Source organism: Alicyclobacillus fastidiosus, assembly GCF_026651875.1.
Classification (GTDB): Bacteria; Bacillota; Bacilli; order Alicyclobacillales; family Alicyclobacillaceae; genus Alicyclobacillus; species Alicyclobacillus fastidiosus.
In genome coordinates this window covers 2,439,629-2,460,019 of the sequence record NZ_CP104067.1, presented here as the reverse complement: position 1 = coordinate 2,460,019, position 20,391 = coordinate 2,439,629, and the positions used below count along the sequence as shown (strand labels likewise).

Below are 20,391 nucleotides of genomic sequence, written 5' to 3'. Positions count from 1 at the left end.
ATCCACCTCATGTCTCGGACGCGGTTTGGATCTGGTTTGGTGTAGGCTAATCCCAGTTGTATCAGGAAATCCTGTCCCATTTGAACCGTTACTTTTTACAACCACAAATGCCAGCGTTAAATTCTGACTACGGATTTGTTAAGAACATCGTCTTCCCCTGCCGATGCATTACCAACCCCGCTTGCCCTAGTAGACGTCCCAGATTAATCAACCATTATAATTTCATCATCTTGGAACCATCCATTTGCTAAGGCTGTACTCTTCACTGCGTCTTTATTGTTCGTGTAGGCGATTACCCCTAGGCTTTTTTGTGCCCTCGTGCAAGCGACATAGAATAACCTGGTGGTACGTGCCATGCTAGAATCTTTACCAGTGCGTTCATTTTCAAGGTCAGTTTCCGTCTTGTTTCTTGATCCGAACAATTTTTCGTAACTGAACCAGGTCCCTCTTGAGGCTTCATCGTCCATTATTACAACCACTCGTGGAAACTCCAATCCTTTAACGCCTTGATGAGTCGCATACTGCGTATTACCGCTTACATAGGAAGCGTAGCATTCTAATTGTGTAAAAGGAGCGGCTAACGCTGCTCTCAATGCACAAACCTTTTCGTCCAGCGTACCCGGATCGGGATTAGCTAATATGTCATCTGTTCGCTTCGGGAGTTGGAAGAGCCCACTTGTTTTTATTGAGTCTAAAACGTCTAGACAAGAAGGAACCCTATTCTCGTTCCAGAGAGAAAGCAAATCATCAACGGCATTCGCAGCGATTTGAATGAGCTCTGATTGATTTTCCTTTTTACTCGTGAAAGACTTTCGGTCTAGTATTGGAGAAAATCGCCTCAAAATTCTAGAAACTTCAAAATCACGCTTGTTGAAATGTGCATTTACTAGTGGCAAAACGATATTCGATAGAAATGATAACTCCGGCAAAGTGCCGTCGCGCAGGGAAGTGTCAAACATTCTTACTTTATTAAGAGGCGCATATAACTCTTCGAATCCCAATCGACTCGCTGCCATATGGTGTTCCAGTATAAGGCTTTTGCACTCTTCAGGTATCAACCATTGATCATCACTAGCCTCTCTTGCCATGATCTCAGCGACCTTTTTCTCAACAGTTGCCTTAACCGCAGGTGAACTCACGATGAACAGGCGAACTGTCCCAACCTCTGCGTCAGAACGGGCCTTTTGTCTCTGACCATCAACCTCCTTGCGGATGGCATTTGCTAAAGAGACAATACGAGTGGCGCTCCTGTGGTTCATTACTTTAGTAGGTTTCTCCCAATCCGCAGGTATGCAGGCAGCTAAGTTATCCTTACCGTCCATGTATATTTTTTGCATGGCATCTCCAAACATGCCGATAACAAAATCTTCCTTGTGGTTTTTGTACAATGTGAGCATGGCATCGATTAGTTCTTTCTTTGTATCTTGGCTTTCATCAATTAAAAGAATAGGGTATTTACTGACCAGTATTTTCTGCATGGTATCCTTAAACGTTATAAATTCCGCCCCCATCTTCACAACTTCATTATGATTAAGAGAATCAGAGCCCAAATTCTCACCGTTGGGATTATATGAAAGCCTTTTAATTCGTTCTAAGTTGGCGAGACGCTCCTTGTTTTTAAGAATTTTCGTTGCACGTGCTCTGTAGGCATCAGTCCCGATACGTCCCTTTGATTGCTTACTATCTAATTCAGCGATTTCTGATGCAATATTAGCTCTGACCCATTCTTTAATATCACTTTGATAATTCCTAATAAGTTCCCAAAGGAAACTGTGGATTGTTGACACGGTAAATATGGAAGTATGCTGCATCCTCCTCAATATTTCATTACAAGCAGCATTCGTATAAGTGATCACGGCTATTTGCTTTGAATTCGCCGATAAGTCAGACCCAAATTGACGTTCTAGAAAAGTTAGTGCCTTAATCAAGCTTGTGGTCTTTCCTGAGCCTGCCCCCGCGAAAGTGAAGAAGCTTTTCGGCATTTGATTATCAAAGCATTTTTGAATCTGCTCGTCGACATGATCATCCATATGATTGTCTATCTCAAAACGCTGATTTTCCACGATAATCATCCTATACTATATTATTCTTACAGAATTATCTGCTCCTGTAGCCAATCTAGGCCTTCTCCGATATACGGCGGAATAGTAATCTCATTGGGATCAAATGAATAGATTAGGTCAAGTGCAAACTCTGCCTTTTTATCAGACTGGCTATTTCGGAGTGTATCGTATAAGGTCTCATGCAGCTCCGCAAAAGTCTTCGAACTAACCATAACATCGTGTGCTTTTTTAATAATCCCATGACCAGTTTCATCTTTGTAAAACACGGGTAGGTTAGTATATATCAAGCAATCTTCAAAGGTACTTGAGAGGGCCTCGATATCTTGTTGACCATTAAAAGTCACGGATACAGGAGTCTGATATGCGATTCGAACAGAGTAGCGATAAGGCGTATCGAACTCAAATGCTTTGTCTTTAAAAGGGATATCCAACAGCTTATCCAAGGATTTTTCGTTCATCAACCAATCGGTGATCGCAAAGTTGCTGCTTATCAGATTTTTACTCCGCTCTGGACGGGCAGCCCTGTGGTGGCCATAAGGTTCGACCGAATCGAGATCTGTGATTACAAGAGTCGTCAGACACAGTTTTTCGATTAGCGTTTTTAGTCTGTGTGAATGCTTGCCACTAATGCTTAGAATGGTGATATACCGCTCATTAAGCTGCGGGTATCCATTTCTAATAAAATGGGGAACTAGCATACTCTCCGCCGCCCCTTCCACTAGGATCGCCGCGTCCGCGAAAAACAAATCGCAATGCGTCGTTTGTAGGTAACGGGTCACGAATCTTTCAGTATCATCGTCTTTACCGAACACCTCAGATAGATTGACAATCTTTGAGGTTCCAACTTTGCATTGCTCAGATTCGGGAAGCCGTTTGAAATAACGCAAATTTGCAAACTTCACTTCCCGCGCTATGTGACTGGAGTGTGTACTAACGATAAGTTGAGTCGCGAAATTGGGATGGCTCCTAAGGAAAGCATGATTTCTTAACACGTCATATGCTTTTCTGATAAACACCTGCTGGACCTGCATATGTAGATGGGCTTCTGGCTCCTCAAGCAATACAAGGTGTAATGGGGCTCTACGTTGACCACCATCTGTTTCTTCACGCTGTGCTTTCCCTTCTTGCATCCAATCATCCCTGAACCGCATTAGTTGAAAGACAATAGAAATCAGATTCTGATAGCCCAAACCGTTGTATTTTTCTGGCAATTTCATCTCGTTGGCGTCTTTTGTATTCAAAGTATACTGAACGGCGGAATCGTGCTTTAACGCTTCGGTAGCACTTACTTTGGTCGTGATTGTAATTTTGGGGTTACTTACGCCTGGATATCCGAGGCCTTCCAGCTCCGCTATGGCCGAGGAAAATTTATCAGACAGGTTTTTATTGAAGGCGGATGTAGCTCGTTCCATAGCATGTAAAATATCTAAATCTTCTGGTGTTGGTGTTTTTTCAGGGTCAAGATGCTTGTCATAATAGCTTCGAAGCTGCGTTGACAGGCTCCCACCAATCCTTTCCTCTGTTCTGGAGAATTCAGGGTCGGAAAGACCACGTTGAGCTTCGATCATGTCAACTTGGATCAGCCCGTCCAGAGGATTTTGACTGAAACATTCCATTTCGAAGATAGTCTTTTGTGGCACATCTTGGTGAGCTTTATCCGGGTCAAGAATATACGCCTTTAGGACAAATGACGTTGAGAGCTTCTTTTCTATGAACTCGCACAAGTCTTTGGGCCATAGCGTCATTTCAGAATTTTCACCGATAGATTCCGTTTCTCTCGCTGCGTTATAAGCTTCGCGATACTCTAAAAACAACTTCGAGATGTCTTTGGGCTGTAACAGGAAACGTGTGCCTAATAATCCAGTCCTCCACTTTAGGGTAGGTATGATGTGGGATATGTATTGAATTTCTCTATCTTCAACCTCAAGCCAAACATCCAAAGTCGGCAAAATCCCTTCCCATCTGTCGATACTCTCCGGCATTTGGCAGTCAGAACTTCCCCATTCATCTCCAATAGATTTTATTACAGCGTGATTAGCCAGCGTGATATCGTTAAATAAGAAATGTCGATTTGCTAAGAATTTTCCTAAAGCATCCATTGCAGATGTTTTTCCACTATTGTTTGCACCCACAAATAAGGTGGTTTCATCACTAAATTCTATTCGACATTGTTTAAGTCTTCTAAAATTCTGTATTTCAACAAATGAAATCTTCATGATAATTCCCCTTTCGTAGGGGCTAGAAAGTATTGCCCACTTTAAAGTCATTATAAATTTTGGTTAGTTGAGGAACAAGATCCTAGTCATGGAACACCCTCTTTTCGTTCCTAGCTGAGCTCAGTGCTTATCCAGAATTTTAAGCAAGAGTTTGAGCATAACGAAAACCAAACAAATAATGACCATTGGGGTCTACTCTTGTATTAAAAGCAAAAACCACGAACCCGTAAGTCGGTTCGTGGTTTTTGATTGGTGGAGGCGAGGCTCCACAACCCAAAATCCTCAAATACACGCTTTATGTGTGATGGAGGATTGATGACCGTGAAATCCCATTCCCAACGCAGTACTTCAGACCTTGAGCGCTCAATCAAGCACCAAGTTTTAAGGCATCGAAACCATCACGCAGACGCATGGATAGAGATGAATCGCCTTCTACAAAACCGTGCGACAATATCCGTGTACTGCGACTTTAGTGTTTTCCAAGGTTGCTTTCATCTGGGGATTTGTATTGTGGGGCTAGGCACATGCCGATTGTATGGCTCATCCGTGGTTACGCAGTTCCCACAGTACACCGTTCTCGGTGAACTCCAGGCCCTGCGGTTCGCCATCGGCTGCGTTAGAGATTTTCTCGATTCGAATGGTGTTGATAAGGAGTTGCATTCAATACACATGTTCACCGACGTGGACCATATTGAGCAACTCCTCAGTGTAAATTCAAGAACGGCGCACGAATCAATTCGCAAGTCAGTTCGCCGACTTAGGCGTTCGATAAAACGTTTCAACAAGCAATCTACCAACCCTACGTTGGGAGTATGTTATGTCGGCAAACCCAATGAAAGAAACCTGTACTATAAAAGTGCGCATCAAGTGGCAAGAAACGTAGCTGGATTACAAGGTCGGCGAGTCAACAAGGGCTCTGAAAAAATTCATTGCCACCCGTCCGAGGTCAATCGTTGGTTGACTATCTGATGCTAGGTCGGATAAACTATATCATTTTCAAAACAAGAGGAATTTGTCCTCGGTGGTGCGTTGTGTGACCAATAGCGTATACAATGAGTTGTCGCTTATTCAGATCACCCACTCGCAGTGATAAGCCGGGCGAGTCGAGGTCTTCCTGGGACAGGCCCTCTAGCACATCACGGCTGAATCGCAAAATTGCAGCCCACTCCTGTTGAATCGCCGACACATCCCATTGACCTGCCTTGAATGGTGCTTGAGTGTCGAGTTCCAGTGATTGCCCTGCGACCGCCGAAAAAAACTTCTTCTCCACCCGTGTGATATGATCGATAATCGAGGCGATGTTGTTAAACCCATCATTGGGGCGCTGCAACCATTGTTGTTCGGTTAAACCGTCTAGCATCTTGTCAATGCTGCCGTGAATCATAGACAGCACTTCGAAGTGGTCAGAAACTTCCTTCAGCATATGTCGGTCACTCCTTCTGGACTTATTGAGCCACTATGATGTATTGGTTTGGATTGGGATATGAGATTTCACCGTGGAGCCCCAGTGCTTCGGCTTCACGCAACAAGGATTCAGCAGAGAGACGCTCTTCCAAGGGTGGTCCCATTTCCATCGGCTTCTTTTCCCACTCGATCAGAAGTACCCGCCCGCCCGGACGAAGAATCCGTTTGAACTCCGAAAGTGTTTGTTTCAAGTCGTCCACTTCATGAAGAACCAGCGAACAAATTACACGGTCGACACTGTGATCGGGTAGGGTGGTATGTTCAGCAGGGCTTTCCACTAGCGTTATATTTTCTAGTTCTTCATACGCCGCCCTTTCTTTGAGCAAATGTAGCATCTCAGGCGAAACATCCACTGCGTAAACGGTCCTCGGCAACCTGGCTAACGGGATCGTAAAGTAACCCGGACCACACCCAATATCGGCGACGGTGTGTCCCTGCTGAACATCTAACATCTTCACAATGTCATTGGGCGGTAACATCTTGCGACGTTCGAGGTTATCTAACTTCTCCACGTGCTTCGGATCGAACCTGTGTCCCATCTGGCTCCTCCAAATCGTTATTTAGCCTCGTCTACCGCTTTCTTGAGCGTCAGCTCTACACCTTGCGCTATATCGAGTAACGCTGGATCTCCTAGAACGTTCATCAGTGCAGTGGGCTTCGGCAACCCGATATGCGTCTTTCCTTCAGACTGATATACAACCACCTTACATGGTAGGAAATAGCCCACAAGTGGGTTTTGAGTCAAAACCCGTTTAGCTTCATGGGGATTACAGACTTCCAACACTCGGTATTGCATGTCCAATTCCACGCCTTTTTCATGAAGCTTAGCCGGAAGATCCAATTGCCAGAGGACTCCAAATTTATTTTCTTTCAAAGCCGTCTCAAGAGATTCTACGGCTTCATCCACGGTTTTTTCCGTAACAACTGAGTAATGGAAGTCCACGTTCGTTCGCCCCCTTTTGTTACATCACATCAGCGAGTTGACTCACAAGCTGTCCTTTCGGCATATATCCCACCAATTGCTTAACGGGCTGTCCATTCTTAAAGACAATCATGGTCGGGATACTCATGATGCCATACTTCGATGCAGTCGTCGGGTTTTCGTCAACATCAAGCTTGGCCACCGTGAGTTTTCCCGCTACGTCATTTGACAGTTCCTCAAGCACTGGGGCCATCATCTTACATGGCCCACACCACGTGGCCCAAAAATCCACAAGAACAGGTTTATCTCCCTGTAACATCTGTTCAAAGTTGGCATCAGTCACTTTCACCGTAGCCATATCGCATCCTCCTATCGACTCTTCATCAAGAGATCAATGGCTTCCTTTATTACTTGATCGGCACTCCCGCCACCAGCAATTTCATCCCGAATGCACTGCTCCATATTCTCACCCACGACGTACATTATCACTCGGTCCACAGCGGTCCGAATGGCAGACAATTGCGTTACAACATCCTTGCATGGCTTTTCTTGTTCCATCATGCCGAGCACGCCTCTGACTTGTCCCTCGATACGATTCAATCTATGTTTCATTTTGTCGTTATATTGCACCGTACATTCCTCCTGTCTCGCTTATACTATACCCCCTTCCGTATCAACGTGCTCATACGAAAGTTCACCCCATTACTTTTTCCTTACGTCCTTTCCATGCCATGATTCCACCAGATGCATTCCGCACATCTGTGAATCCCTGTTTCACGAGTGTTCGAGCCGCCTGCTGACTTCTTGACCCACTTCGGCACATCAAAACGACTGGGCGCTCCGTGTTCATTTCATTCAATCGAGATTTAAGCTGACTGAGTGGAATGTTTTTGAACCCAGGTACATGGCCCGTGCTAAACTCACCCGGTTCACGTACATCCACGAACTGAACGGTTGCTTTGTCCTTTGAAAGCAAAGCCTGAACTTCATCTGGAGATATCGACTTCACACCTTTTACAGGCAGCATACGATACGCAAGGTAACCTACGACAACAACGACGATTGCGACTTCAATCCAGTTCACAGAAACACCCCTACCAATGAAATGCTTTAATGGCCTCCAGATTCATGTACAACATATACAAAGCCACAAGGATGATAATCGAAGAAAAAATGATTTGAAGTCGACGGACATTCCGACCAATGGCGGTACAGGCCCGTACACCTGCGACGCCTCCAACCACGCCGCCAACGATGTACAAGGCGACTACCAACCAGTCCACCAAACCCGACACAGCATAGGACACCGCCGTCGTTACACCAAATGCCCCCACTGAGAATAGGGATGTCCCAATGGCTTCCGCCATCGTCAGCCCCGCTGAAAATACGAGTCCAGGGACGATGAGAAAGCCTCCCCCAATTCCAAAAAATCCGGAAACGAGCCCCGTCGACAATCCTGTTGGGATGACACGGGTCAGCTTGGATTTCCCTTGTTCTTCAGACGCCGCCGTGCTCTGCTTTTTAGGCCGTAACATTAGGATTGCAATCACAATCATCAAGATGGCAAACAGGAAGAGAATGACCTTATCATTCACCATCTTTCCAAACACAGATCCAACATACGCTCCAACAGCACCTGGTAAGGCGAATGCAATCGCCGACTTCCACCTTACGTTCCCAGCACGCCAATGAGGAATCAGATTCAAAAACGCATTGACCGCAACGGCAAAGGCTGTGCTGCCGATTACGACATGAGGGTCATGAAAACCAACAAGGTAGAGCATTAGGGGGACAGCAAGGATTGAGCCGCCCCCACCAATGAGCCCTAAGATAAACCCCACAATCCCGCCAGACAACAGTGCCAGCGTCATCTGAATTCCAGACAGGTGTGGCATAAAACTTCCACCTCCTTATACCCATATGGGTATATTGCGGTGCAAAAAAATTTAGATATGGTGTACAACGAAACTACCAATAATGAAAACGACATATCCCCCCGCCACGACGTACAAAACTTTATGAAGGGGGCAAAGACAGCTCCAAAATCGCTTCAACACATGTTCCTCCGTCAGTAGCATCAGCCGTGTACAGCACAGCGATTCGGACCGATTTCCATCTCCCGCTGCTCGTCTTCATCCGGGGTCATTTTACCCATGTTGGTTAAACGAATTTCGTGATATGCGTTCGGCTGAGGTGGAAGATTGTTCGTTACCATCTGATGAAAGTCGGCTTCGTCAGAAACCAGCAACCCGGCATTCGTCGAATATAGTTGACCAAGGTTCGCAGAAACGGATCCATCCTTGTTCATTTCATTGATATCTGCGTAGTGCGCCGGAAGTAATATAAGCTTTGACGACAGATCCTGATACGTCCCGTATAAGGTCTTACGCAGATCAATGGCCCAGTCTCCGGCTACACCGGCTAAGTCAGGACGACCAATGGACTTAACGAAGAGAATATCCCCCGACAACAGATATTTGTCATCCACGACGAGCGATGTACTTCCAATGGTGTGGCCAGGTGAATAGACGGGCAGAATCCTTACCCTCGCCGAACCAACGTGAATCTCCTGACCATCCTCAAGTACCTGATACCCGAACTGTGTTTCTGTTGCATCCTTCGGTGGCAACCAGTAGGTGGCCCCCACTTTTTCAGCCAACCTCCGGCCACCTGAGATGTGGTCAGCATGAAGATGCGTGTCCATCGTGTGCTTGATGGTAAGTCCATGTTCCTTCGCAAACGCTTCGTATGCATCAGTCATTCGTGCGGTGTCTACGATTGCCGCCTCACCGTCAGATACAACCATGTACGACAAGCAACCCTTCCCGACACGGACAAACTGATACATTGCGCCGCCAGATGACAGATCACCGACTTTAACTGGACGGAGATATTCACTCCATGCTTTCATCCCGCCTTCCAGATACGTCACGTTGTCCAGTCCTGCCTCAGCAAGCTGTTCCGCAACATACTGCGATGAACCTTCCTTTGCACACACAACTAAAATCGGTTCGTCTTTCGGAAGCCGTTCGAGCGCCACTTCAACGCCATCCAAAAGGTCAAAATATGGGATGTTGATACTCGTTACGGTTGGACCTTCAATTTTCCAGTCCGCATAGGCATCCTCATTGCGAACATCCAAAATGTACAGCGGAGCCGAGCTTAAAATCTGCTCGAAAACCTCCGCCGACGATTGTGTTGTAACTTTCACTTCCGTCACTACGACTCCCTCCCTTATACGTCGGATTTAGTCGGGCCCTGCCAGTCGCTCATTCCAGGCACCACATTTTTCACGTTTTGAAAACCGTGTTCCGCAAGAATCTGGCACGCAACGTCACTTCTATTTCCGGTTCGGCACACCACGAACACTGGTTGATTCTTATACTGGGTTAACTCCTCGATGCGTTCCTCGAGTTGTCCCATCGGCACCAAGATTGCTCCTGGAATGTGTGAAAATGCATACTCCGCTGGTTCACGGACATCCAAGATGACCGGACCTTCTGCAAGCTTTTGTTCCAGTTCTTCATTGGAAATCACATGAGGAAACGTCTTCTCGGGCTCTGTTTCCTCTGGTCTTGACTTTCGAATGTAGTGACGAAATACCTTGTCTTCTGTCTGGGTTCCCAAGAATTGATGACCTGTACGGGACGCCCAACCTTTCACATCTGCAACGGAACCAGGGTCCGTCGCAACCACTTCCAGCACCTGTCCTGGTTCCATTTGGTCAATTGCTTTTTTGGTTCGAACAATGGGCATCGGGCAGGACAAACCTTTACAGTCAAGTGATTGATCTACAGCAAATGTACTCATGATGTACCTCCTCAAGCGAATATTAGAATGTGACCGATACGTCAGCGTCGTAAGCGAAGTCGAGGAATGTGACTGCTCCGCCGACTTCAACCCCGTCAATGAAATCGTCAATCGTGAGGCCCATAACATCCATCGTCATCTGGCACGCAATTAGTTTTACGCCGCTCTCTTTGGCAATCTCCATCAGTTCAGCGATGGATGGAACGTTTGCACGCTTAAACCCTTCCACAAAGTGTTCTTTGCCTGGCCCCATCGTGAGCATTTTTTCTGATTGCCTGTGAATAATGGAAAGTCCTTCGAAGGTGAAGAAGATAGCAACTTCGGCATCAGTCGCTGCTCCCGCCGTAGCGATATTCAATACCTTGTACGCACTGTCCAGTCCACCGTTTGAAGCAATAATTGCGATGCGTTTTTTGTTATCAGCCATGTTGAAATCTCTCCCTCTTAATTGAAATTGTCCTTTTGGGAAATCACTCAACGTCCCAAGACCAGCCGTTCATACCGCCCATCATGTTTTTCACTTTGGAGTACCCGTTTGCCATTAGGTATTGGCAGGCCTTTGCGCTACGACCGCCACTTCGGCAAACCATGATGGTTTCACGGTTTGGGTCGATTTCGTTCATGCGGTCCGGTATCTGCCCTACTGGGATGTGCTTTGCTCCAGGAATTTTTCCGGCTGCGACTTCGTTGTCTTCACGAACATCAATGACTTGCAAGGCCTCACCCCGTTTGATGCGCTCTTGTACATCAAGCGGGAGAATGTTCACAACTTGTGCCATTTGAATCTACCTCCATTTTCAAAGTTTTCGCTACGTGAACCAATGTTATGTTTTTCAACATACGGTATGGGGTATATACGGCACGGGGTATATATTAAACCGAAGGAGAATTGTTGTCAACCAGCCACAGTTCACATAATTTGGCCCAGCAGGAAGATGATAAGGATTGCGGATTTTTTCAGCTTAGGGAGGCATTCACTTTGCCAAGTACCATATCCCGGTCAGATTACACTTTTATCGGCGCATTCATTTTCGGTATGGGCCTGATTGGAATGTTAGATGGGATTGTGTTTCATCAAATCCTTCAGTGGCATAGCACCTACATGCTTACCAATCGATTCAATCAAATTGTAAGTGATGGACTGCTTCATTTGATTACTACGGGACTGATGGTTACGGGGGCCATTCTATTGTGGACCGATCCTGCGACCGACAAACGCTTGTCAAACCCCAGGTTCTTGAGCGGTTTATTCTTTGGTGCCGGAACGTTCAACTTCATGGAAGGAGTTATAGATCATCACTTGCTGCAAATTCATCACGTACGGCACGGCCATCCGTATCAAACGCAGTATGATTTGGCTTTTGATTTGTTTGCTATTCTTCTGCTGTTCATCGGGGGAGTGTTATACAGAATGGCACAAAAAATCCGTTGAAACGGTGATTAGTGTCCCGTTCTGAGAGTTCAACATCACATGGTTCGTAAATACCACACACAGGATGTGAAATTACGGATGGTTCACTCCACATCTGTGATCTACGGCCATTGGCCGTCATGGCGTTTTGCTTGTCGTATAAGCATTTTTCACTGACGACTTTTTGTGGGCAAGTTAATAGAAATGGGACCATCCGGTCGAGGTAATAAAATATAGGCCAGAATCCCGGCCAGACGAGATTCCGCTCCAGCTTCTCCTCCGCTTCATCTTCGTCCTCAAAGAAGATGAGCCACACACCTACAGCTAGAAGGGCCACACCGCCAATTAAAGCGGCCCACTGCCCGGTAAGATGTCCAGCGCCTTTGCCAATAACCAAGCCAATGAGCGGCATCAGCGCTTCTGCGCAGGCAAATGTTAGAGCGATTTTGAGTTTGTCTTTGGTTTTTACCATCCCCAACGAAATGGACATCATCAGCGTATCCATTCCTAGCGATAAAATCAAAGCAATCATCTTCAAAGCGACCACTGGGACTTCCCCATTTCATAGGCCGGAGCCGGTCTTCCTTAACAACGAAAGTCCCGGCCCCGCTGCTTCGATGGGCTTCATTTGTGAAGGTGGTAAATTTGAAGCAACCCGATTCCTATCAACATTAAACCTTAAGGATTGAACAAGCGGTTTTTACACGCCCAACGCTCTTCTGCTTTTCATCTTGTTGCTCCTCCACATCGCTCACCTTCCAAGTGGTATCAAGGCATCTGTGATCACCCGAATGCCGATTGCCTGCATCACAGGCTCGTGAATGTCTGCCAAAAGGTCGCAACTGTCAATCCAATCAGAAGGGCAACCATGCTCCATCCCCAAATGCGGCCAAACAGTTTGGTTTTATATGCGCCCATTAACTTCTTATCACTTGTCATCAACACGAGGAAGATGAGAAGAGGCGCCATCAGAATCCCGCCTACGACTTGCGTGACGATGGAGATGAAGTTCAGTGGCAAATTTGGGATCAATATGGCGAGTGCTGCTAAGACCAGACTGCCAATGTAGACTGCGTAGAATTTTGGTGCCTCTTTGATCTTGTCATTCAAGCTTTTGGACCAACCAAATAATTCTGCAATGCTCCAGGAAGAAGACAAAGATACGGTTATCGACGCCAGGAATCCTGCGTCAAACAAGCCAATTCCGAATAGAGTGGCGCCCCATCGCCCGACCGTATGATGGAGTCCATTTATGATGTCAGAAGGGCCCGCACTGCTGGCATTTTGCATGTGGCCAAAAAGCGATGCACCAATCACAATGATTGCGGCTGCAATGACCACCTGAAGGATAAGCCCTACGGCAGTATCAATGCGGCCTAAGCGCAGCTCTTTTGAACCAACTCCCTTGTCAATCGTGCCGCTTCCCTGGAAGAAGATCATCCATGGTGCGATGGCATTCCCAATCGTCGCAATCACGAACCACAACACCCCAGCTCGCAACGCATGCGGAACGTTCCATGCAATGAAAGCATGCCCAATCGCTGACATACTCGGGTGCGTCATTCCCGCAATCACAAGGTATACGACGTCGAGTAAGGCGATAAACAGTGCGATTCTCTCTTTCGTAAAGTATCCGGTGAAGACAACGAACGAAGCGACAAAGGCTAAACAAAGCAAATCGCTGAGCCACATCGGAATGCCGAGTAGAACCAGGCCAGCCGTCATGCCGATGAATTCCGTAATAAGCGTCAAAAGGTTTTCGAAAGCAAGTGTTGAGATGTGATAGTAGCCCCAAAACTTACCGTAGCGTCGCCGGGCAAGCCTTGAAAATCCCTCGTGCGTGACAGCGCCAAGACGCATGCTCATCTCTTGGACCGTGTAGGTCAGTGGGAACAGACACAACACCAACGGAACAAATAATCCAATTCCGAACTGAACCCCAGTTACGGCATAGGAAATGACTCCCCCTGCGTCATTATCACCAAACGCAGCCAACAACCCCGGCCCCAGAAGCGCCCAAAATACCCACAGGTGTCGTCGCCGGCCACGCTTCCGCCCGCCGACGGTTTGTTCAAACTTTGACGCTTCTTTGTGAGATGCCCCGTATTATCGGAAACCAGTGGAACTTGGCGGTTTTCCATGCATTCTCCTCCTCATGTGCTGTTCGACGGCTGTACCCGGCCTTTATGAGGGACTACCAACACCCGTGTCACGATCTCAACAGCCGTTGACATAACATACACAGCGAGGACACAAAGCGTGTCAAAAGATGCCGAAAAAAATTCAACGTACGTGTTGACCCAATAATGACCCCAATCCAAGGAGGCGTTTGGAACGTGGAATTCAAATCTGCGTCAAAACTCGAGAGTACCGTTAAAACGCTATTGGTGGAGCGTTCCCTGTCGATGCGACAGCTTGCCAAGTCTACAGGAATCAATGTTTCTACAATTTCAAAGATGATTTCGGGTAAACAGCGGATAAATCCAGACTATTTGCAGCGGATCACACATCATCTCTTCGTGCCGGTTGATACATTGTTCGCAGCGGCAGGGTTTGATGTTGGATCATCATCAACGTTGCCGTCTGAAGATCCATCGGTCGAAACCCTAGAGACATTGTACTGCAAACAGGTCTTAAGATTGAGCAACTCAATAAAAGGACGATTGAACAGGAACGTCCGCAGGTACGAACTTTACGCAAAGACAAGTGAGGGCCGGAAAGTGATTATTGCCCAATTCCCAGTTAAACGGGAACAAATCAGCGCAACAGGAACGTTCGTAAATGAAATGGATACGTTATTCCACCGTTTTACTCAACCAGACATAACTAATGAAGAACAAGCCGTGATAGGCAGTGGCCTACTGTACTTCATTTTGGCAACTGACGTGATCCCGGATTTCGTTTTTCCAATCGGTTATTTGGATGACGCTGTGGCTCTACAGTTGATACGTGACCGTCTTGCGCATTTCGCATCGCATAGTTGACGTTTTCTCATCATCACGTTGCACGTTTTGCAACACGGACACATATCGTGTTGATGTATCACAATACCTTAATGCCGACGTGTAAAAGTGAGGAGGGGGAAATTTGGAGCCATACAGTTTGTTATTGGTGTTTTACCGCCGACCATGAAACCGGCAAACTGGTCAACACTTCAGCCTGACTCCGGGTATACGGAAATGTCCACAATCGAATGTGAGGAGAAAGCCCCTGGATCAAGGAGGAGATTCCATGGAGGAAATCTGGCTAACAAGAACTCCTTTTCCGACCTCAAGGTCTCAACTACGGGAAATGATGTCCGACCAAAGGGGGAAGTTTGAAAAGCTAAGAAGAGCAATGTCAATGACAGTCATCAATGAACTTTTGAAGAACCCTAAACGATCAGAAAGCATTGATGCAGCCGAGATTGACAAACTGATCTCCGTATTGTCAGTAGCAACAGAATTGGGACACAAGGTTGTAGTCTACAGAGGTGAAAACCAGCGGTGGTACATTCAAATTTCTGCGTAATGGGCCCGATACGTTCGGATTGAGACCGGCCTTGTATGGAACGGTCTCTCTCCTCGTTTCGGGTTTTCTATTGAACCAATTTTGTTGAAGCTTGAAGTTCTTTCCACACAATGTCAATTGCAATGGCATCATCGAGATACCCAAGCGGAAACATATAATCAGGGATGATGTCGGTGGCGAGAATGAAATATAGCAACGCACTGCCGATCAACTGCTTATTCTGTGGTTCTGTCTCTTCGTCAACGTACAGCCGGTACATGACGTTGAGTTTTTCAAGTAACGGCCCTACCCCGCTGACCTGCTCGACCTTTGACTGAAAACTGTTTTCGATTACCGTTTTGCCTTCGGCTGTACTTGCGTACGTTCTGTATTTCTGAAGTTCGGCCATTATGTGGTTCACATCAAGGTTCTCAATCTCAGGAAACGGGAGATTTCTGAGTTGGTCCGCTATTGGGCTTGGCGCTTTATCTTCGTAAAAAGCCCCCACCCCATTGCTGGGGAGGTCATCTGAAATCTCATAACCAGCCGCTCTCCAGAGGTCGATAGACGGAATTTGAAGAGCTTCCGCAATCTTACTCAAGTGTTCGGGGCGGGGTTGCTGTTTACCAGAGACCAATCTTGAAATGATGGAGGGATCCAACCCGCATAGTTTGGCCAGCTTACGCATACTCAGATTCGCTTTGTCCAATTCTTGTCGAAGAAATGTCCCAAAGTGTCCGTCACCTGCCATCTGAATACCTCCAGCAGAACTGACATTTATCCACGAAGGAACCGCTGACCAAATGCAGCAGATACCGTGGGTAACACGTGAAGCGCACTCACCAAAGCGGCGTTTCGTTGACAGTCTTAATGACAAGATATCAACAGCATCCATATTTTATGCCACACGCAGAATCTCTGACCATCACGGAATCGCCAAGCTTTGTTCTACCACAATGACCACAGGTCCCATTTGTTCGCAAACACACCCATGAGACCCTTCCCCGTGCCTACCTTCACAAATTTCGTGGCAAGAAGTATCATATTGTCATATTATGGTATAACAATATGAGGTGATGACCCAATGCTGATGGCGAACGATGCGTTGACTTTGAGAGCCAAGTTCTTTCGTGGTTTGGCCGATGCTTCTCGACTGGCATTGTTGCTTGCTCTACGAGAAGGCGAAAAAAATGTGACTACACTGATCGAAGAAACAGGACTGACGCAAAGCAATGTTTCCGGACACCTGGCGTGCCTTAAAGACTGCGGCCTGGTCGAGAGCCGTCAGGAGTGGCGGAATGTGTACTATCGTTTGGCGGACGAACGGGTCGAAGGCCTTTTGCGGGCGGCAGATGAGATATTGGCAATTACGGCAGAACGTGTGTCGAGATGTGTGAACTACTCCGCTGACGATGTGAAAGATTCGGTGAAAGAATGTCGATAACGTGTTCACCCACATTGTATCTGTTAAAAAGGGTGTTTCCATTGAGTTAATATCGATTCTTTGGATGATCGTCGAAGCAGGTATGGCCATTGGAGCTGGACTTATGGCTCACTCCTTGGCTCTGGTGGCCTTCGGTGTTGACAGCATTATCGAGTTGATATCTGGGGCGGTCTTGTTGTGGCATTTAACGATTGAAGCAAACGGTGCAAGCCTAGAACGAGTCAAACGAGCTGAAAGGACCTCATCCTGGGTTGTCGGAATCGCTTTGCTCCTATTGGCTCTTTACATCGTTATCGCATCCGTAGATAAACTATGGACTCATCAGGGTGCAGAGTCCTCATATTTGGGGATTGGCTTGTCTATCGCTTCAGGCGTCATCATGCCATATTTGTCACGAGCAAAGAAACGGATCGGTTCTGAAATCGGCAGCAAGGTACTTCGAGCCGATGGATCGTGCAGTATTGTCTGTGCCTATATGGCTTGGACGGTTCTGGCCGGTGTGGTCCTAACTGCATTACTAGGCTGGTGGTGGATTGACTCCATTGCGGCGCTGGCACTGGTATACTTCGTGGTCAAAGAGGGATGGGAAGCGATTCAGGAGGCACGTGGTAAGGAAGATGCGTGCGGCTGCTGTCATGATGATGATTGCTGCTAATCGCACGGATTACTCATGACAGGGGCGACCATAGGCTCCCTTGTCATGATGCAAGACTGACCTATTTCGGACCAAATAACATAACCGTGACTCCAAGGAGGCATATTCCCGCTCCGACCCACTCGGATAAACTAGGTACGTCCTTCGCCAACGCCCAGCCCCAAAGCAGGGACATTACGATGAACACACCACCATATGCCGCATAAACCTTACCGAACGACGAGAACTCCTGACGAGTGGCTATCACTCCATACAGAAACAGGATGACCCCGCCAGCAATCCCAACCCAGAGTGGCTTTCCGTTTCGTAACCACAACCAAACGAGATAGCCTCCGCCGATCTCAGCCAAACCGGCGAAGAAAAACAAAACATACGCTCTGAACACTTCATCATCACCTGTCCACGTGGTCCTTATGCCAGCGCACGTATCCAGTCCTTCTTGCACCTATACCAGGCAAACAACAGTGCCCGCAGCGCACTATCTCCGGCGATACATGCCCATACAGCAGGGAGTCCCAGCCCTAGCTTCCATGCAAAAATGTAAACCCCAAGCGTCCGCACAACCCATATCCCAATCGTCGTGACGATCATTGGATATTTGCTGTTCCCACCTGCCTGTATGGCTGACGTATCAACCAAGACGGCTGCCAAAAAAGGTTGGGACACAATGTCAATTCCCAAGATAATGGTCAGCAGATGGATCACTCGTTGGTTGTGCGTGAAAAGCAAGCCAAACCAAGGGCTGGTTGCACACAGAATGGCTGTCACTGCCGTCATGAACACTGCCGACTGAATGTAGCTGGCTCTGCGGTACGCCAGTGCATCTGACTCATTCCCACTACCTATTGCCTGTCCAATCGTCGTCGTGGCGGCGGTGGCAAACCCGCCTCCAACGGTATATGCAAAGGTCGTGACGGTCCCCGCAATGTTGTGTGTGGCATAGACGTCGACACCCATCCGTACGATCAGCCCAAAGTAGATGACTTGACCAAGCCGCATAGACAGTCGCTCGATGGCGGCGGGAATCGCAAATTTAATCATGCTGAAAACTAAGGCCTTACGGAACACGATATCCTTCACAGTGAGAGCCAATACTTCAACCTGGCGGGATTTTGGGCTCTGGTGCAAAAATTCACGAAACCACAATATACAGTGGTGAAGCTTCGTTGCATACACACTACATATGGTGTATTAAAATATTTCTGCACCAGAACCCAGCTACCCAAGTTCGCAGTCGGCGACTTTGCAACTGTCGCGAACTCGGCGTTGTACCATGCAGGTGCTATCGTATCTACTCCCAACCCGACTGTGACATGGGGTGGGACAGTTATCGAAACAAATACTTCTTCGGTTATCACCTTTATACATTTGTTGCTGCCGATAGCCCCTACGACCTACCGCTCTATCCCAGGTTGCAGCGAGCTTCCCGCCATGATGCGACATCGTGGGTGGTTAGTGCCCGCGAGTTTGTTGAACGCTTCCGTGATTACACCTGGGACAAGGCAATTTTAGACGCTGCACACGACGCGCTGGCCAATTTACGAGTACCTTCATTCGCGAAGTATTAAGCCGTTCATTGATTTGAACTTGCGCAGTACAGGAAGTAAAGGAGTTCAGAAGGATGACATCACATTTTCCCCGACTGGGATCCCCTTCTGTAAGAAGGGATTGGAGATGAAAGACCGTGGATATGACAGTACACGGGGTCGACGCAAATACTATTGTCCGCTCGTCGTAAAAGGCGTGGTGACTTGTGATACGCCTTGTTCCGATTCACCTTACGGAAGATGCGTTCACACATACACCAAACACAATCCTCGCTTGTTCCCACCCGTTGCCCGCAACATCAACGAGTGGGTCAATGTCTACAAACGCAGAACCACCTGCGAGCGTAGCAACAAGCGAGTAAAAGAGGATTACCGCCTCGAAGCTGCCAAGCATCGCAGTACCATGATGTGGACAGTCCGCATCTACGGTATCGCCATGTGTCAACACATGGACGCTTGGTACCAAGAGAGCAATCTAGACCTGAGATCGATGCTCTTGTCAGCCTGAGAATACCCCAATCATACCATCTCCAGCGATGACTTTTTGAAAATCGGATCGTCATCGCTCTGTTTGCTATACCCTTTTTTTATGGAACATCGTCCCAACAACCATGAAACCGTCGATTTCCAGTGCATTTCTGGAATTCCACCTGTTTTATCTCACTTTTCAAGACCCCAATGCTGAGAGGCTATTCCAATAAGCATATTTCCTTTATTTTACATAGACCATGTAGAGAACTTAATTATAAAAAACTAATGAGCCTCCGACCTTTGCGAGAGGAGACTCATTAGCATCACGGTATCACATACCAGCCCTGCATCTCCGAATCGCGAACACGTCGGGTAAGGCTTCTTCATTTTGACCGACTTCGGATATTGTCTTGAGTAATGTCCCAATGGGAGGTATCCCAAACAGCTTGTTTGTTTTGGACCATAATCAACTGTGGCGACTGATGGGTCACATTCAAATCATTTGCAATTTGGTTGGAGACATCTCGGGACTCAATGACCTTTACGAGCACATACTCGGTTTCGCCTCGCGGTGCTGAGGTAACAAAGGACTCAAATTCTCTTCAGGCGTTCGTACTAATTGGGCACCTTGTGCTGTGTTTTAACACCAAAATGGGCTTCTCATCGGACTTGCTCAGTACTTGCTCCCACTCATCCAGACTCGTAATTTCATGCAATTCTGCCATTGTGAAAGAAACTCCTCTCCGGGTCAGGCAAATCTGTTCAAAAGGTACATCAATGCGCAATAAGAATCCGAGTCAATAGTGCAACATGATTTCGTCTTTATGTATCTAATTCCCTCATGTGGTTAGGGACATCAAGCTGTCCGACAAGACAAAGAAGTTCTGATTAACCTGTTG

26 protein-coding genes and 1 pseudogene are annotated in these 20,391 nt (G+C 47.1%); 7 read left to right on the top strand and 20 right to left on the bottom strand.

The window, feature by feature from the left end:
- Positions 1-203 precede the first annotated feature (203 nt).
- The 13 genes from NZD89_RS12155 to NZD89_RS12095 all read right to left on the bottom strand — a co-directional run bounded on the left by NZD89_RS12155 (position 204) and on the right by NZD89_RS12095 (position 11,254).
- A complete protein-coding gene (locus NZD89_RS12155) occupies positions 204-2,063 on the bottom strand; it encodes a UvrD-helicase domain-containing protein (RefSeq protein WP_268007960.1) in 1,860 nt (619 codons plus the stop codon).
- A 26-nt stretch (positions 2,064-2,089) separates the two neighbouring features.
- On the bottom strand, positions 2,090-4,279 hold the full coding sequence (locus NZD89_RS12150) for an ATP-dependent endonuclease (protein ID WP_268007959.1): 2,190 nt from the start codon (positions 4,277-4,279) through the stop codon (positions 2,090-2,092).
- A 985-nt stretch (positions 4,280-5,264) separates the two neighbouring features.
- Positions 5,265-5,702, bottom strand: a complete 438-nt coding sequence (locus tag NZD89_RS12145; RefSeq protein WP_268007958.1) for a DinB family protein — start codon at positions 5,700-5,702, stop codon at positions 5,265-5,267.
- Between the two features lie 22 nt (positions 5,703-5,724).
- Entirely contained in the window at positions 5,725-6,282 is a 558-nt protein-coding gene (locus tag NZD89_RS12140; RefSeq protein ID WP_268007957.1) for a class I SAM-dependent methyltransferase, read from the bottom strand.
- A 17-nt stretch (positions 6,283-6,299) separates the two neighbouring features.
- Complete coding sequence (locus NZD89_RS12135) at positions 6,300-6,686, bottom strand: DUF302 domain-containing protein (RefSeq protein WP_268007956.1); 387 nt, start codon at positions 6,684-6,686, stop codon at positions 6,300-6,302.
- A gap of 19 nt (positions 6,687-6,705) precedes the next feature.
- The gene (gene trxA / locus NZD89_RS12130) at positions 6,706-7,023 is read right to left on the bottom strand and encodes a thioredoxin (RefSeq protein WP_268007955.1); all 318 of its coding nucleotides are present in this window, start codon (positions 7,021-7,023) and stop codon (positions 6,706-6,708) included.
- Positions 7,024-7,034: 11 nt separating this feature from the next.
- Positions 7,035-7,295: a metal-sensitive transcriptional regulator gene (locus tag NZD89_RS12125; RefSeq protein WP_268007954.1), complete on the bottom strand. Its 261-nt coding sequence runs from the start codon at positions 7,293-7,295 to the stop codon at positions 7,035-7,037.
- Between the two features lie 64 nt (positions 7,296-7,359).
- Positions 7,360-7,749, bottom strand: a complete 390-nt coding sequence (locus NZD89_RS12120; RefSeq protein ID WP_268007953.1) for a rhodanese-like domain-containing protein — start codon at positions 7,747-7,749, stop codon at positions 7,360-7,362.
- 10 nt (positions 7,750-7,759) lie between these two features.
- Positions 7,760-8,560, bottom strand: a complete 801-nt coding sequence (locus tag NZD89_RS12115) for a sulfite exporter TauE/SafE family protein (protein WP_268007952.1) — start codon at positions 8,558-8,560, stop codon at positions 7,760-7,762.
- A gap of 182 nt (positions 8,561-8,742) precedes the next feature.
- Positions 8,743-9,876, bottom strand: coding sequence for an MBL fold metallo-hydrolase (locus tag NZD89_RS12110; protein ID WP_268008476.1), 1,134 nt, complete (start codon positions 9,874-9,876; stop codon positions 8,743-8,745).
- A 23-nt stretch (positions 9,877-9,899) separates the two neighbouring features.
- Entirely contained in the window at positions 9,900-10,475 is a 576-nt protein-coding gene (locus NZD89_RS12105; RefSeq protein WP_268007951.1) for a sulfurtransferase TusA family protein, read from the bottom strand.
- Positions 10,476-10,497: 22 nt separating this feature from the next.
- Entirely contained in the window at positions 10,498-10,902 is a 405-nt protein-coding gene (locus NZD89_RS12100; RefSeq protein ID WP_268007950.1) for a DsrE/DsrF/DrsH-like family protein, read from the bottom strand.
- Positions 10,903-10,945: 43 nt separating this feature from the next.
- Positions 10,946-11,254, bottom strand: a complete 309-nt coding sequence (locus NZD89_RS12095; protein WP_268007949.1) for a rhodanese-like domain-containing protein — start codon at positions 11,252-11,254, stop codon at positions 10,946-10,948.
- Between the two features lie 200 nt (positions 11,255-11,454).
- Between NZD89_RS12095 and NZD89_RS12090 the strand changes: the two genes are divergently transcribed.
- The gene (locus NZD89_RS12090) at positions 11,455-11,907 is read left to right on the top strand and encodes a DUF2243 domain-containing protein (RefSeq protein WP_268007948.1); all 453 of its coding nucleotides are present in this window, start codon (positions 11,455-11,457) and stop codon (positions 11,905-11,907) included.
- On the opposite strand, the gene NZD89_RS12085 is transcribed toward NZD89_RS12090, so the two are convergent.
- The 3 genes from NZD89_RS12085 to NZD89_RS12075 form a co-directional block, all read right to left on the bottom strand.
- The gene (locus NZD89_RS12085; RefSeq protein ID WP_268007947.1) at positions 11,864-12,433 is read right to left on the bottom strand and encodes a manganese efflux pump MntP; all 570 of its coding nucleotides are present in this window, start codon (positions 12,431-12,433) and stop codon (positions 11,864-11,866) included. The two genes, NZD89_RS12090 and NZD89_RS12085, sit on opposite strands and share 44 nt — an antisense overlap.
- Before the next feature lie 260 nt (positions 12,434-12,693).
- Complete coding sequence (locus tag NZD89_RS12080) at positions 12,694-13,881, bottom strand: NRAMP family divalent metal transporter (RefSeq protein ID WP_268007946.1); 1,188 nt, start codon at positions 13,879-13,881, stop codon at positions 12,694-12,696.
- A complete protein-coding gene (locus NZD89_RS12075) occupies positions 13,830-14,027 on the bottom strand; it encodes a hypothetical protein (protein ID WP_268007945.1) in 198 nt (65 codons plus the stop codon). Before NZD89_RS12075 ends, NZD89_RS12080 begins: the two co-directional genes overlap by 52 nt.
- Before the next feature lie 195 nt (positions 14,028-14,222).
- Between NZD89_RS12075 and NZD89_RS12070 the strand changes: the two genes are divergently transcribed.
- Both NZD89_RS12070 and NZD89_RS12065 read left to right on the top strand, forming a co-directional pair.
- Positions 14,223-14,870 carry a helix-turn-helix domain-containing protein gene (locus tag NZD89_RS12070; RefSeq protein WP_268007944.1) on the top strand — a complete coding sequence of 216 codons (648 nt, stop codon included), beginning with the start codon at positions 14,223-14,225 and terminating at the stop codon, positions 14,868-14,870.
- A gap of 247 nt (positions 14,871-15,117) precedes the next feature.
- A complete protein-coding gene (locus tag NZD89_RS12065; RefSeq protein ID WP_268007943.1) occupies positions 15,118-15,396 on the top strand; it encodes a hypothetical protein in 279 nt (92 codons plus the stop codon).
- Between the two features lie 67 nt (positions 15,397-15,463).
- Here NZD89_RS12065 and NZD89_RS12060 read toward each other — a convergent pair whose 3' ends face one another.
- Positions 15,464-16,270 carry a helix-turn-helix domain-containing protein gene (locus NZD89_RS12060; RefSeq protein ID WP_268007942.1) on the bottom strand — a complete coding sequence of 269 codons (807 nt, stop codon included), beginning with the start codon at positions 16,268-16,270 and terminating at the stop codon, positions 15,464-15,466.
- Between the two features lie 189 nt (positions 16,271-16,459).
- Between NZD89_RS12060 and NZD89_RS12055 the strand changes: the two genes are divergently transcribed.
- Complete coding sequence (locus tag NZD89_RS12055; RefSeq protein WP_268007941.1) at positions 16,460-16,819, top strand: ArsR/SmtB family transcription factor; 360 nt, start codon at positions 16,460-16,462, stop codon at positions 16,817-16,819.
- A gap of 1 nt (position 16,820) precedes the next feature.
- A complete protein-coding gene (locus tag NZD89_RS12050; protein WP_268007940.1) occupies positions 16,821-17,474 on the top strand; it encodes a cation diffusion facilitator family transporter in 654 nt (217 codons plus the stop codon).
- Positions 17,475-17,535: 61 nt separating this feature from the next.
- Here the strand turns inward: NZD89_RS12050 and NZD89_RS12045 are convergent, their stop codons facing one another.
- Together NZD89_RS12045 and NZD89_RS12040 are read right to left on the bottom strand one after the other, a co-directional pair.
- Positions 17,536-17,859, bottom strand: a complete 324-nt coding sequence (locus tag NZD89_RS12045; protein WP_268007939.1) for a YnfA family protein — start codon at positions 17,857-17,859, stop codon at positions 17,536-17,538.
- 26 nt (positions 17,860-17,885) lie between these two features.
- A complete protein-coding gene (locus NZD89_RS12040; protein WP_268007938.1) occupies positions 17,886-18,566 on the bottom strand; it encodes an MATE family efflux transporter in 681 nt (226 codons plus the stop codon).
- Positions 18,567-18,640: 74 nt separating this feature from the next.
- Here NZD89_RS12040 and NZD89_RS12035 point away from each other — a divergent pair, with 74 nt between their 5' ends.
- Together NZD89_RS12035 and NZD89_RS12030 are read left to right on the top strand one after the other, a co-directional pair.
- Positions 18,641-19,042 (top strand): hypothetical protein, encoded by a 402-nt coding sequence (locus NZD89_RS12035; RefSeq protein ID WP_268007937.1) that lies wholly within the window; start codon positions 18,641-18,643, stop codon positions 19,040-19,042.
- 106 nt (positions 19,043-19,148) lie between these two features.
- The gene (locus NZD89_RS12030; RefSeq protein WP_268007936.1) at positions 19,149-19,529 is read left to right on the top strand and encodes a hypothetical protein; all 381 of its coding nucleotides are present in this window, start codon (positions 19,149-19,151) and stop codon (positions 19,527-19,529) included.
- A gap of 346 nt (positions 19,530-19,875) precedes the next feature.
- Here NZD89_RS12030 and ytxJ read toward each other — a convergent pair.
- Positions 19,876-20,217, bottom strand: a pseudogene (gene ytxJ, locus NZD89_RS12025) (bacillithiol system redox-active protein YtxJ).
- Between the last annotated feature and the right edge of the window lie 174 nt (positions 20,218-20,391).

Bases quoted from the DNA above. Each gene is read 5' to 3' on its own strand.
- trxA (WP_268007955.1), bottom strand. From the start codon at position 7,023: ATGGCTACGGTGAAAGTGACTGATGCCAACTTTGAACAGATGTTACAG.
- NZD89_RS12140 (WP_268007957.1), bottom strand. From the start codon at position 6,282: ATGGGACACAGGTTCGATCCGAAGCACGTGGAGAAGTTAGATAACCTC.
- NZD89_RS12100 (WP_268007950.1), bottom strand. From the start codon at position 10,902: ATGGCTGATAACAAAAAACGCATCGCAATTATTGCTTCAAACGGTGGA.
- NZD89_RS12030 (WP_268007936.1), top strand. From the start codon at position 19,149: ATGAAAGACCGTGGATATGACAGTACACGGGGTCGACGCAAATACTAT.
- NZD89_RS12075 (WP_268007945.1), bottom strand. From the start codon at position 14,027: ATGGAAAACCGCCAAGTTCCACTGGTTTCCGATAATACGGGGCATCTC.
- NZD89_RS12115 (WP_268007952.1), bottom strand. From the start codon at position 8,560: ATGCCACACCTGTCTGGAATTCAGATGACGCTGGCACTGTTGTCTGGC.
- NZD89_RS12060 (WP_268007942.1), bottom strand. From the start codon at position 16,270: ATGGATGCTGTTGATATCTTGTCATTAAGACTGTCAACGAAACGCCGC.
- NZD89_RS12065 (WP_268007943.1), top strand. From the start codon at position 15,118: ATGGAGGAAATCTGGCTAACAAGAACTCCTTTTCCGACCTCAAGGTCT.
- NZD89_RS12095 (WP_268007949.1), bottom strand. From the start codon at position 11,254: ATGGCACAAGTTGTGAACATTCTCCCGCTTGATGTACAAGAGCGCATC.
- NZD89_RS12145 (WP_268007958.1), bottom strand. From the start codon at position 5,702: ATGCTGAAGGAAGTTTCTGACCACTTCGAAGTGCTGTCTATGATTCAC.
- NZD89_RS12105 (WP_268007951.1), bottom strand. From the start codon at position 10,475: ATGAGTACATTTGCTGTAGATCAATCACTTGACTGTAAAGGTTTGTCC.
- NZD89_RS12150 (WP_268007959.1), bottom strand. From the start codon at position 4,279: ATGAAGATTTCATTTGTTGAAATACAGAATTTTAGAAGACTTAAACAA.
- NZD89_RS12055 (WP_268007941.1), top strand. From the start codon at position 16,460: ATGCTGATGGCGAACGATGCGTTGACTTTGAGAGCCAAGTTCTTTCGT.